Source organism: Dyadobacter sp. BE31 (genome assembly GCF_031457695.1).
In the GTDB taxonomy this organism is placed as follows: Bacteria; Bacteroidota; Bacteroidia; order Cytophagales; family Spirosomataceae; genus Dyadobacter.
Map to the genome: position 1 here is coordinate 134,008 of NZ_JAVDXA010000003.1, position 12,645 is coordinate 146,652.

Sequence of the window (12,645 nt, forward strand, 5' to 3'; positions counted from 1 at the left end):
AAAGTATAAGTCTTGCATAGAAATCTATAAGCCCGCCGGCCCTGTATCTGCCAACTTTGCATCCATCAATTAAACAAACCAAAATGATGACAAAGACAGTTTTGATTACAGGCGCTTCTTCGGGATTTGGGAAGGATGCAGTAAGGTTGTTTCAAAAAAACGGATGGAATGTAATCGCTTCGATGCGTTCACCGGAAAAAGAGATGGAATTGGGCGGCCTTGACCGCGTAGCGCTGGTGCACCTGGACGTGACAGACAGCACAAGTATACAAAAGGCAGTGGAAGAAGGGATTGCGCGCTTCGGTAGTATTGATGCGCTGGTCAATAATGCAGGATTTGGCTCGCTGGGCGTGCTGGAAGCGGCTCCTGTGGAAGTAGTGCGCCAGCAATTCGATGTGAACGTGTTTGGTGTGATCGAGGTGATCAAAGCGGTGCTGCCGCATATGCGCAGAAACAGGAGCGGGGTGATCATCAATGTGGCGTCGATGGGAGGGCGCATCGCGTTTCCGTTCTCTACATTATATCATGCAACCAAATATGCGGTGGAGGGACTTTCGGAGTCACTGCAATACGAGCTCGAACCGCTGGGTATTAAGGTGAAAATCGTGGAGCCGGGCGGTTATAAAACGGATTTCGCGGGCCGGTCGCTGGCAACTTTTGGCACAGGTGATTTGTTGGACTACATGCCGGCCTACAACGCTTTTGCCGGACAGGTTGACAACTGGCCGATGTCCGAGCGCGTGTGGGAGGTAGCGGAAGCTATTTTTGAAGCAGCCAGCGACGTTTCACAGCAGTTGCGTTACCCGGTAGGCGCAGATGCGGTACAGTTGCTTCAAGCCCGGAAAGAAATGGATGATCTGGCGATCAAAAACCTGATTGCCAGCCATATTTAGCATTAACCATTCAGCTGTTTCCCCTGTTATGACCAGCCAGTACCTCGATATCGAAACCATCAGCGGCCTGCACGATTACGTAGGTGCACCCGGGCCCAGGCACCCACTGATCAGCCTGATCGACAATACCCGGTTCTATGCGCAATGCCCGCGCGCGCTGACGGCCTTCCGGTTTGGGTTTTATACGATCTCTTGCAAGCGCATTCACGGTGTTTTGAGGTATGGGAAAGGACATTACGATTTTAGTGAGGGCTCTCTGATGTTCACCGCGCCCTGGCAGGTCATAACAGGCAGCATCGAAGAAACCGGCGTCGAGCAGGGGTGGGCGCTTTTTATCCACCCCGACTTGCTCAATGCAACCGAACTTGGAAAAAAGATGCATCAATATTCGTTTTTTAACTATGATGTCAACGAGGCATTGCACGTTTCAGAGGACGAAAAGCAGGTGATCCGGGACTGCGTGGACAAAATCGAACGGGAGTATTCCCAGAATATCGACAAGCATACGCTACGGCTCATTACAGGCAATATCGAGCTGCTATTTAATTACTGCGACCGGTTCTACGACCGCCAGTTTTACACCCGCGCGAAGGTGAGCAACGATCTCGTACAGCATTTTGAACGGTTGCTGAACGAGTATTTTGCCAGGGATACATTGATCGAGACGGGCCTGCCCAGTGTTAAGTACTTTGCCTCAGAGCTGAACCTTTCGCCCAACTATCTGTCCGATCTGCTCAACCGTTTTACCGGCAAGACTACCCAGGAGCACATTCATTTGCGGCTGATCGATAAGGCGAAATCGCTTTTGTGGGGGACTGAGCAGTCAATCAGCGAAATAGCCTATGATCTGGGTTTTGAGCATCCTTCCCATTTTACCAAAATCTTTAAAACCAAAACCGGTAAATCGCCCAGCGCATTCAGGAATTTGAACTGACGAATGGCTAACTTTAAAGGTTGTGATACATTTAATCGACAGCCTATGACTATCAAAACAAAACGCATTTACGAACCCGCAACGGCCACCGATGGCTACCGTGTACTGGTAGACCGCCTGTGGCCGCGCGGGCTTACGAAAGAAGCAGCCGGCATTGACCGCTGGATGAAGGAAGTGGCGCCATCCAACGAGTTGCGAACGTGGTTTCACAGCCATATGGACGAATGGGATGAGTTCAGTGCCCGCTACAAGGCCGAACTGAAAGATTCCGAAGCATTGGCTGCATTGCACGAGATCATTTCAGATCACGAAGTGGTTACCCTTCTTTTTGCCGCGAAAACAGAAGACCGCAATCAGGCGCTGGTCTTGAAAGAACTGCTTGAAAAAGCCTGATCCCCCCTCAACGTGCCGATATTAACCCAGCTGGTTACGCCACGTTCAGGTAAAAATTTTATAGGAACTATTTAATAAAAAATAGGTATAATCAAAGTGAATTGATTATATTTAAGTAAATCAAAAAATCCTCAGATCATGATGCCATTCATTAAAGTTACCGGCGAGTTCGACGAAAGCCTGAACGTAAGTGTGGAGAAGATTCTGTACTACATGGGATATAGCCATGGGAGCACGATCTGGCTTGCAACCAGTATTTCCCTTCGTGTGAAGGAATGCGAAGAGGATATTAAAAGGCTCATCGAAGAAGCATATATGCAGGAGGCATAAGCCGGAAGGCTGCATCACTGTATGCAGCATCGACCTGTACCAAACAGTGATTGATCGCTGGCGGGAAAGCGTATCCCTGCCAGCGATTTTTTTTGGCTGACGCAGTAGCTGGTTAGTTAGGAAATTGTATTAATAGGATTATTTCAATAATTTAAAATGCCAATACGAAGAATTTTGAGTAAATGGAAAAGGAATATTTAGATTTGTAAACTATTGATATACAATAATAGTTAGGGGAAATAAATGTTAAAGATGATTCCGATGGAGTAATGTGACTGATTGATATTGTTTAGTACTTTACCATTATGATAGGATTGTCTTAATAATTGGCTAAAAACCTCCTGAAAATATTGCCCTGTGGGCATTCAGTAAAATTCAATACCATGAAACAAGTAAAAAAGAGTAAAAGCAAGCATGTGCCGGTAGGTTTCCGGGCATTTCTCGGTCAGTTTTTCACAGACCACACACCGCTAAAAGAAGAAGGTTATTCTGAAAACCGGTACTCGGTTCTATACACTTTGAATGAGCAGTACCAGCATGTTGGCTGCCCGACGCAGGAAGAAGCGCAGTTGGTGCAAAGCCTGATGCTGACGGATGAAAACCGTGTTCCGGTGGGAATTTATGACTCCCGAACAGATTCTTTCGAATGGGAAATCGTAGGGGAGTATCTCGCTGCCCGTGGTTCCGAAGCGCATCAGCGCGACCGCGAGGAGGCTATTCTGACCATTGCGCGTGCATTGCGCCGCCGTGATGCGAGCTGGCATCCGGAGTACCTGCAGCGTCCGAGCTTTTTTGCCTAAGCGCAGGAAGAAATTTTTGTTATTGTATCAAAAGCAACTAGGCCGTCTCCTGAGGAGCACGGCCTAGTCTTTTTAATGTCTTAGTCTATTACCAGGTAAGGATAACAGAAACATTAGGAAGAATAGAATCAAGCCACAAAAGAAGCTGAGTAAGAGAAAGTCCAATTCCTACCATGATATTGATGAGGTTAGTGTTTTTATTGCCTACTCGATTCCAGTGGTTTTCGGCTGTCCCACACCTTGCAAAGTGTTGTAATATTAATGCTACACTTTATTAAAAGCAAATTCGATAGTTCGATGTTTCGCTACTACTGGATCTAAACATGTTGATTTGCGAGCGTTGTTTGGTGAATCAGCCATAAATAGATTTCTACAACAAGAGTATTTTTTAATCGATTGATTATTAATGCATTATAGTTGATTTGGATGGAGTGGTGTTTTTTGTTGAAAAAGACTAAGCTATAAAATCGTGTCGCATTCGTGTAGAATAAATTTAGTTGCTATGAATTAAATTTGACCTTCTTTCACGATTTATGCCACAATGACCAAGGGTGAGCTCCGGAGTTTTTAAGGGGCGAGATGGTAAATTTGCAACGTCAGAATGCTTGACTTAACTTTCGGGAAAATTCCAAATCCCTTTAAATTGATGAAAAGATTTCTGCTCCTGCTTCTGCTTACGGTCATCTTTGTGGCTTCCAAACCGCGCAAAATCACTTGGGTGGCCATCGGAGATTCCATTACTTACCTGAACGATCACCAGAACGAAACCGGAAACCGCGTCACAAAAGGGTACCTGACGTTGATTTCGGAGAAATTTCCGCAGGTTACCTACGTCAATCAGGGCCATAATGGTTGGACGTCGGTGAACATTGCCGATAAAATCGAGTCGCTCGGGCTTGTGAAGGCTGATGTTTACACCGTTTTCCTTGGGACGAACGACTGGTGGCAGGGAAAACCGCTCGGCACAATCGCCGATTACGAGCAGGGGAAAGGAAGCGGAACAGTGTATGGGGCTTTCAGGGTCATAACCGATAAATTGAATCAACTCAATAAAAAGGCCAGGATTATCCTCATTACGCCCATGCAGCGCGGGGATTTCGTGTATATCAACAGCTATAAAAACAATGCATTCGGATCCTACAAGCCTAAAAAGGACCAGACTTTGGAGCAGTTTGCTAATGCGGTGGTGGAAATTGGGAAGAAAGGAAAGATGCCGGTTGTGGATCTATATCATGACAGCGGCATCAATTTGGACAACATGGTTCGTTTCAAGCGCCTGAAAGACCCGCAAAGCGGCACCTACAAGGATTTTAAGTACCCTGACTACATCAACGTGCCTTTCAACCCGGAGACAGACGAGTATCCATACCCTGAGCAATCCATCAATATGACCTACGACGGCCTGCACCCATCCGATAAGGGGTATGAGGTAATTGCTGAAATGCTGATCAAAAAGTGGAAGGGGCTGAAATAATGCCCCCTGTCGTTAGTCCGCTTTGGGGTTAGTAATGTAGGTTTTGAGGTCCCCGAGCAGATTATATAATGACGCGTTGATGCCTTCATTATCTGCTTTCGCGGTTTGCAGGGCTAATTCTGCGTCTTTGCGCTTTTTGCGGCTGCTTTCTGTTTTAATGATTTGCTCTTTGGCGGTGATATTGTCGTTTTCCTTCGCACTCAAGCGGATGGGGCTGTGCTCAGCGGAGACGCCATCGAGCGTGGTAATGCGGGCGTCATACTGATTATCCTTGTACTGAACGCCGAGATCGAACCGGATATACTGGTAGTCGGAATGAATGACCGGTATGTAGCTGGTGATGAGTATGATACCTGCCTGGGTGTCGTCGCTGGTGATCGCATTCTGTGCATTTCCAAATTTCCTGTCGACCCACGCTCTGACTTTCTGGTGGAGTTCCGTCTTGGTCAACTTAGGCTGTCCGGAGTCGGTATAGCTAATGTTGTTTTTCGAATCGAGTGGCAGTTTGCCATCCTGTGCGAAGGTGTGGGTCGCCGCTGCGAGCAGCGCGCAAAGAAGCAAATGTTTCAAGACAAAGTGTTGAATTGGTGACCGGGCAAATATAGCGGAAAACATTTTGGTGGCGCTTTCGGTGACTTTGTATTTGGCCCGGTTTTTTAAAAGGGATGAATTGGTTACTTTTAAGTGTACTAAACTCAATAGGTTATGGCTAGATTCAAAAACGTTTCGCTTGCAATTGCGCTGCTGATCTGCGCTTCGTTTACTGTGCTGCACCACGGCTGGGCCGATTATGACCAGACCAAGCCAACAGATTTTAAAGCCAAAATCGAGGACCTTACCTACGAAAACCCGCACGTACTCGCGAAAGTCAAATATAATAAGGAGCTTACGACTGTGTATCTCGCGCCCGTTAGCCGCATGGAGTCGCGAGGATTAAATGCCGACATGATTAAAAAGGGCACAACAATTCGGTTTGTGGCCTATCCGCACAAAACCGAAAAAAACGAAATGCGTGCCGAACGCATTTTTGTTGGCAATGACAAGTACGAACTCCGTTAGGCGTGCAGGCGTATCATCAATGGCTTGAATGGCTCGAAAAGTCGGCGTGGTCCGTGGGGATCCGCCAGTCGTTGTGGCTGTATCCGGCCCTTGAAATTGTCCACATTTTGGGCATCGTGTTCTTGGTAGGCGCAGCATTCCTTTTTGACCTGCGCCTGCTGGGTTTTTCGCGTAACCTGCCTGTTATTGCGCTTTCAAAACACTTGTTGCCCTGGTCGCAGCGCGGGCTGATTCTAATCGTTCCCTCGGGCGTCTTACTGTTTTTGACCAATGCGCAGGCACTGGGTGTCGATCCGGTTTTCTGGACGAAAGTCGGTTTGATCGTAGTTGCTGCGCTGAATGTGCTTGTGTTTCACCGGTTTATTTATGAGCCTTTCAAGCGCTGTGGCGCAGAGGGTGAGCTTCCGTATCCGGCGCGGCTTTGTGGGGTTGTTTCGATTGGGGTTTGGGTTGCGGTGGTGGCTTGTGGGAGGTTGCTGGCTTATTGAGCCGGCGCCGTTTGCTCATTGTATTTTAATGTTCGGACTTAAGACATTAGCTTTTTGCTGAACGTAAATTCCTGGCGATGGGCAACAGCTATTCTCAAATCTTCATTCAGTGTGTTTTTGCAGTGAAATACCGTGCGGCCCTGCTGCGGAAGCCGTGGAGATATGAGTTGTTTGGGGTTATTGGCAATCTCATTAATGAGGCGGGAGCGGAAACGTTCATCGTGAATGGAGTCGAGGACCATGTGCATTGTTTGTTCAGGTTAAAACCCTCGCTGCCGGTCTCGGATGTCATGAAGGTAGCAAAGGCGAAGTCTTCGAAATAGATCAATGAATCCGGATTTTTGAAAAGCCGTTTCGAATGGCAGGTTGGTTACGCGGCGTTTTCGTATAATAAGTCAGAGATCAAGCGGGTTTACAGGTATATAGAGAATCAGGAAGAACATTATTACGGAATTTCCTTCCCGGAAGAATATTTGAACATGCTCGTAAAAAACGGCGTCGAATTACAGGAACAATATCTTTTTCATGCGCCCGTCTGATTCCTTTTTCAGGGATTTAAATCCCTGGCTGGAGTTTGGTTCGTACCTCTGGCACTTAATCCCAGCAAGTGCCGGAGGTACGAACGATTTTTTACCCGGGCAATTCATTGCCTGGTTTAAAAACTAAAAAAGACGTACCTTTGCGCCTTAATTGGATATCATGATTTACTTCTTCACTGGCGGAGACGAAACCGTCTTTGCACTACAAACCGAGCGAACGCTCACTGCCTCCGATTCCTCCAAATTAAGCTGGCTTTTCGGCGGCGCAGAACTCCGGAAGGAGACCGTTCTCACAGACTTTTTCGTCGGGCCGCGCGCTGCTATGATCACGCCGTGGAGCACCAATGCCGTCGAAATCACCCAGAATATGGGCCTGGAAGGCATTGTTCGCATCGAGGAATTCAAGAAAGTAAGTGCTGATTTCACGGATTTCGATCCGATGCTTTCGCAGAAATACAGCGAACTGAACCAGGATATTTACACCATCAATATCAAACCCGAACCCGTTCAGGAAATCGACGATATTGCTGCCTATAACAAACAGGAAGGCCTCGCATTGAGCGACGAGGAAGTTGATTATCTCAATGGCCTCGCCGAAAAACTCGGTCGCAAACTGACCGACTCCGAGGTATTCGGTTTCTCACAAGTGAACTCCGAACACTGCCGTCACAAGATCTTCAATGGGGTTTTCGTGATCGACGGGCAGGAACAGCCGGTTTCACTTTTTAAGCTGATCCGTAAAACTTCGGAAACGAACCCGAACTCGATCGTTTCGGCCTATAAAGACAACGTGGCGTTTCTGAAAGGTCCTGTCGTGCAGCAGTTTGCGCCCAAGCGCCCGGATGTGCCGGAATATTACGAAATCAAGGATTTTGAATCCGTACTCTCACTGAAAGCGGAAACACATAACTTCCCGACCACCGTGGAGCCATTCAATGGGGCCGCAACCGGGTCGGGTGGTGAGATCCGCGACCGCCTCGCAGGCGGGCAGGGCGCGATCCCGCTCGCAGGGACAGCTGTATATATGACCGCGCTCTCGCGTCTGGAAGAGAATCGCCCCTGGGAGAAAGGCGTGGAGGAGCGTCAATGGTTATACCAAACACCGATGGACATCCTGATCAAAGCTTCCAATGGTGCCACCGACTTTGGTAACAAATTCGGTCAGCCGCTGATCGTCGGCTCTGTGTTGACATTCGAGCACGAAGAGGACGGTCGCAAATTGGGTTACGACAAAGTGATCATGCAGGCTGGCGGTATCGGATATGGAAAGGCCGATCAAGCCAAAAAACACACGCCTGCCACTGGCGATAAGGTGGTGGTAATGGGCGGTGAAAATTACCGGATCGGGATGGGTGGCGCGGCTGTTTCGTCAGCGGACACCGGTGCGTTTGGTTCGGGTATTGAATTGAATGCGATCCAGCGCTCCAACCCTGAAATGCAGAAACGTGTGGCTAATGCCGTACGCGGGATGGTGGAAAGCGGAAACAATACCATCGTTTCCATCCACGACCACGGTGCAGGTGGACACTTGAACTGTTTGTCTGAACTGGTGGAAGAAACAGGCGGCAAGATTGATCTCGACAAGCTGCCGGTAGGCGACCCTACACTTTCTGCCAAAGAAATCATTGGTAACGAATCCCAGGAAAGAATGGGCCTCGTGATCAGCCAGGACGATATCGACTTCCTCCAACGCATTGCCGACCGCGAGCGCGCGCCGATGTATACGGTAGGAGAGGTGACCGGCGACCATCGTTTCACATTCGAATCATCGACCAGCGGCGCCAAACCGATGGACCTGGCGATGGACGAAATGTTCGGCAGCTCACCCAAGACTTATATGCGCGATAAAACCGTTGAGCGCACTTACGAGGCGGTTCTGTACGATGCTGAGAAACTGCATGAATACCTCGAACAAATGCTGCAACTCGAAGCCGTTGCGTCGAAAGACTGGTTGACTAACAAAGTTGACCGCTGCGTAGGCGGCCATGTGGCTAAGCAGCAAACTGCGGGACCGCTGCAATTGCCTTTGAACAACGTTGGCGTAATGGCCCTCGATTTCCAGGGCAAGGATGGTATCGCAACTTCGATAGGTCACGCGCCGCTTTCGGCATTGATCGATCCGGCAGCGGGTAGTCGCAATGCGGTAGCAGAAGCGCTGTCCAACATCGTTTGGGCACCATTGAAAGATGGACTCGCAACAGTTTCTCTTTCGGCCAACTGGATGTGGGCATGTAAAAATGAAGGCGAGGATGCGCGTTTGTATAAAGCGGTACAAGCATGCTCAGACTTCGCGATCAGCTTGGGCATCAACATTCCAACAGGAAAAGATTCCCTGTCGATGAAACAAAAATATAAAGACGGTGATGTAATCGCACCCGGTACTGTCATCATTTCGGCTGGCGGGCATTGCGACGACATTACTGCCGTTGTAGAGCCGGTACTGCGGAAATCAGGCGGTTCTATCTACTATATCAATCTCTCGGGTGATCGTTTCAAACTCGGCGGGTCGTCATTTGCACAAATTCTGAATAAGATCGGCTCCGAAACGCCGGATATCCAGGATGCAGCACAGTTTAAAGCGACATTCAATGCGATTCAGCAACTGATTAAAGCTGGCAAAATCCAGGCTGGCCACGATATTGGCAGCGGTGGTCTGATTACCACACTGCTCGAAATGTGTTTCGCCGACCGCGATTTGGGTGCTTCCGTTGACTTGTCGGTACTTGGCGATCAGGATATTATCGAGAAGCTGTTCTCCGAAAATATCGGAATCGTATTCCAGGCTGAGGAGTCGGCAGAGGCTGTGCTCACAGAAAACGGCATCGCATTCCACAAAATCGGAACTGTGAACCTCGCTTCAACACTGACCGTGAAAGATGCGACGGGCAAATGGGATTTCGATATCGACCACCTGCGTGATGTTTGGTTCAAAACTTCTTATTTGTTGGATCAGAAACAAACCGGCAACGGCCTGGCAAAAGAGCGCTTTGACAACTACAAGCACCACGTGCTGCGTTATAAATTCCCGGCACAGTTTGACGGTAAAAAGCCAGCAATCGACCCTTCCAAGCCACGTCCTAAGGCCGCAGTACTTCGCGAAAAGGGTAGCAACTCCGAACGTGAACTGGCTAATGCCATGTACCTGGCCGGCTTCGACGTGAAGGACGTCCATATGACAGACCTTATTTCTGGCCGTGAGACTTTGGAAGACATTCAGTTCATCGGTGCTGTGGGCGGTTTCTCGAACTCTGACGTGTTGGGTTCTGCCAAAGGCTGGGCAGGAGCATTCTTGTACAACGAAAAAGCTAAAATCGCGCTTGAAAACTTCTTCAAACGCGAAGACACGCTTTCTGTTGGTATCTGTAACGGTTGCCAGCTTTTCGTTGAGCTCGGCCTGATCAATCCGGATCACGAAGAGAAGCCGAAGATGCTGCACAATGCGAGCCATAAGCACGAAAGCATTTTTACTTCGATGACTGTTCAGCCGAATAACTCGGTGATGCTTTCTTCGCTTGCAGGTAGCACGCTGGGTGTTTGGGTTTCACACGGAGAGGGTCGTTTCCAACTTCCGCTGGCCGAAAGCGAGTACAACATTGTTTCCAAATATGGCTACGAGACGTATCCTGCCAATCCGAATGGTTCGGATTACAACACTGCTATTCTTTGCGACAATACCGGCCGCCATTTGGTGACCATGCCGCATATAGAGCGTTCGTTATTCCAATGGCACTGGGCGCATTATCCGGAAGGGCGCAAAGATGAAGTTTCGCCATGGATGGAAGCGTTCGTGAATGCTCGGAAGTGGATTGAGGAGCGGAATAAGTAAGTTTTTAAAAGAGGAAGGGAAGAAGGGAGGATGGAGAAAGAAGCTTCCAAATATTGGCCCGTCGCGAGTGATCGTGACGGGCCTTTTTTATTTAATTACTCACACGCGCCAATTTCTTGATGGTATAGCTTTCATTCACCTTCAACCTGCAAAACAACAGCCCATCCGGGTTGTCAGGCAGCTCCTTCACCGTGTACTGCCACTTTCCCTTCGCGTGCGGATTGTGCACCACAGTTTTTACAACACTTCCCTGAGTATTTATTATTTCCAGTTTGACATTACTATTATCATCCGGCACATCGAAAGCGACAGTGAAGCTATGCGTGAATGGGTTGGGGTAGGCGGTCAGTTCGAAGCCGGGTTGTTCAATAGGATCCTCGGCAATTTCCGTCCCTTCCCGTTGGCTAACATACTGTCCAATATTTATAGCCGCTGAAACGTGCCAGTTTCCAATCGCGTCTTTCATATAGCATTTCATGCCAAACCAACTTTGGTCGGTAGTATACACGCTGGACGTTCCGCCGGCGACACCCTGATTGTTGATGTGAGTGGAATTCCAATGATACTGGACACCCCCGGAAGGAGCGGTAAGCGTTCGCCAGTCATTGTTTTTTGAATACATAAGCAGCGGAACGTAACTGGCTGTCACGGGATTGCTCAGGGCGCCAATCGTCGCAGCCCATTTGCCAGCGAGCCAGCTAAGGCCTTTGATTTGTCCTGTACCCTCATAAAAATGGGTGCTGTCTTTACGATATTCGTCACCTCCATCACTTACAGTCGTAGCTCCTACATTTCCATTCACATAGTCTGTCTCTGCGCCTGCAAGAATCGTGGAGCCCGTTGGCATATTGCTTTGCCCTGTTCTAATCGTCGCGTTGATCGGCCCAAACTTGCTGATAGTTGCCTTGCAAATGTACCATGTGAGGTTAGGCGCCGCAAAATCGGACCGGGATTTGGCAATCACGGCTTGCAGTTTTGCCTGATAGTCGGCGGCACTGCTTGCTTTGTAAACCGGGTCTACATTGGCGTCTGCGTCAGCTTCACCCTGATGCCAGAGCACAGCCCGTACACCATACAGCGATCCGTAGTAATTCAAGGCGGTTTTCAGCGCTGTGTAGGGCTGGCCGTAATAGTCCTTTGGAATCACAGAGCCTCCCATATAGCCCAAACAAACTTGCGCTCCCGTGTAGGGATGTTTAGCCTCGATACCATCGGCCCCCTGCTTCCATTCGGTTACGCTCGATCCTCCGGTAGCTGCATTGAAGAATGCCACTGGCATCCCTCCATTGGCATCGGAAATCAGCTTGCCAAGGACTGCATAAGCCCACACTGTATTTCCAGTAGGTCCCAAAGGGCCCGTTCGCTTCATATTATCCGAGGTGTTCAATGGAAACATGTTGGTAAATGATTCGGGCAATTTTCTGGTACAAGTCTTGACCTCGGACGTTCCCACGACCCACTCTGGTATGCCAGCGCCGGAAGGTAATTGATTGGACAGGGTAGGAACGCCTTGGGCGTTGGACTGGCCGGCGATGATAAACACGTCACCGACCCCAAATTTGTTAGCGGTGTAAACTACTCCATTTACGAGGATTTCACATAAGTACCAGCCCTTGTTCATCACGGGTAACGCATAAAACATGCCATTGGGGGCAAGGTTCAGATTGGTGACGGCACCAGGTGCTCCCGCTATCCCCGTCGGACCTACCGGGCGAAACCGATAACTGACTGTAACAGCCAGATTACTGTAATTAAGCTGGCCAGCAACAGTCACAGTGGCCATGTTGAGTGTATTGCGCTGGATTACACTGTTGTTGACCGGGTAAGACAACGACACTGTTTGTGCTTGGGACACATAGGAGGTGAATAGGAGTGTCCATGCGATTAGTTTTTTCATCATCAAAAAAGA

Annotated in this window: 13 protein-coding genes; 11 read left to right on the top strand and 2 right to left on the bottom strand. The window is 48.8% G+C overall.

Annotated elements, in window-relative coordinates; all coding sequences use genetic code 11:
* Positions 1-83 precede the first annotated feature (83 nt).
* The 6 genes from J2Y43_RS16255 to J2Y43_RS16280 all read left to right on the top strand — a co-directional run bounded on the left by J2Y43_RS16255 (position 84) and on the right by J2Y43_RS16280 (position 4,824).
* The gene (locus J2Y43_RS16255) at positions 84-893 is read left to right on the top strand and encodes an SDR family oxidoreductase (protein ID WP_309984521.1); all 810 of its coding nucleotides are present in this window, start codon (positions 84-86) and stop codon (positions 891-893) included.
* 28 nt (positions 894-921) lie between these two features.
* Entirely contained in the window at positions 922-1,827 is a 906-nt protein-coding gene (locus tag J2Y43_RS16260) for a helix-turn-helix domain-containing protein (RefSeq protein WP_309984523.1), read from the top strand.
* A gap of 45 nt (positions 1,828-1,872) precedes the next feature.
* Complete coding sequence (locus J2Y43_RS16265; RefSeq protein ID WP_309984525.1) at positions 1,873-2,220, top strand: DUF488 family protein; 348 nt, start codon at positions 1,873-1,875, stop codon at positions 2,218-2,220.
* Positions 2,221-2,358: 138 nt separating this feature from the next.
* The gene (locus J2Y43_RS16270) at positions 2,359-2,550 is read left to right on the top strand and encodes a hypothetical protein (protein ID WP_106595025.1); all 192 of its coding nucleotides are present in this window, start codon (positions 2,359-2,361) and stop codon (positions 2,548-2,550) included.
* 383 nt (positions 2,551-2,933) lie between these two features.
* Complete coding sequence (locus J2Y43_RS16275; RefSeq protein WP_309984528.1) at positions 2,934-3,350, top strand: hypothetical protein; 417 nt, start codon at positions 2,934-2,936, stop codon at positions 3,348-3,350.
* Between the two features lie 646 nt (positions 3,351-3,996).
* The gene (locus J2Y43_RS16280; protein ID WP_309984530.1) at positions 3,997-4,824 is read left to right on the top strand and encodes an SGNH/GDSL hydrolase family protein; all 828 of its coding nucleotides are present in this window, start codon (positions 3,997-3,999) and stop codon (positions 4,822-4,824) included.
* A 12-nt stretch (positions 4,825-4,836) separates the two neighbouring features.
* Here J2Y43_RS16280 and J2Y43_RS16285 read toward each other — a convergent pair whose 3' ends face one another.
* Positions 4,837-5,394 carry a DUF4468 domain-containing protein gene (locus J2Y43_RS16285; protein WP_309984533.1) on the bottom strand — a complete coding sequence of 186 codons (558 nt, stop codon included), beginning with the start codon at positions 5,392-5,394 and terminating at the stop codon, positions 4,837-4,839.
* A 135-nt stretch (positions 5,395-5,529) separates the two neighbouring features.
* Here J2Y43_RS16285 and J2Y43_RS16290 point away from each other — a divergent pair, with 135 nt between their 5' ends.
* From J2Y43_RS16290 to purL, 5 genes are all read left to right on the top strand, one after another.
* Positions 5,530-5,883: a DUF6152 family protein gene (locus tag J2Y43_RS16290; RefSeq protein WP_309984536.1), complete on the top strand. Its 354-nt coding sequence runs from the start codon at positions 5,530-5,532 to the stop codon at positions 5,881-5,883.
* Between the two features lie 2 nt (positions 5,884-5,885).
* Positions 5,886-6,371, top strand: coding sequence for a DUF6644 family protein (locus tag J2Y43_RS16295; protein WP_309984538.1), 486 nt, complete (start codon positions 5,886-5,888; stop codon positions 6,369-6,371).
* Positions 6,372-6,448: 77 nt separating this feature from the next.
* Positions 6,449-6,694 (top strand): transposase, encoded by a 246-nt coding sequence (locus J2Y43_RS16300; RefSeq protein WP_309984540.1) that lies wholly within the window; start codon positions 6,449-6,451, stop codon positions 6,692-6,694.
* Positions 6,695-6,712: 18 nt separating this feature from the next.
* On the top strand, positions 6,713-6,910 hold the full coding sequence (locus tag J2Y43_RS16305) for a hypothetical protein (protein ID WP_309984542.1): 198 nt from the start codon (positions 6,713-6,715) through the stop codon (positions 6,908-6,910).
* Between the two features lie 160 nt (positions 6,911-7,070).
* A complete protein-coding gene (gene purL, locus J2Y43_RS16310; protein WP_309984544.1) occupies positions 7,071-10,736 on the top strand; it encodes a phosphoribosylformylglycinamidine synthase in 3,666 nt (1,221 codons plus the stop codon).
* 91 nt (positions 10,737-10,827) lie between these two features.
* On the opposite strand, the gene J2Y43_RS16315 is transcribed toward purL, so the two are convergent.
* Positions 10,828-12,636 carry a sialate O-acetylesterase gene (locus J2Y43_RS16315; RefSeq protein ID WP_309984546.1) on the bottom strand — a complete coding sequence of 603 codons (1,809 nt, stop codon included), beginning with the start codon at positions 12,634-12,636 and terminating at the stop codon, positions 10,828-10,830.
* Positions 12,637-12,645: the final 9 nt, after the last annotated feature.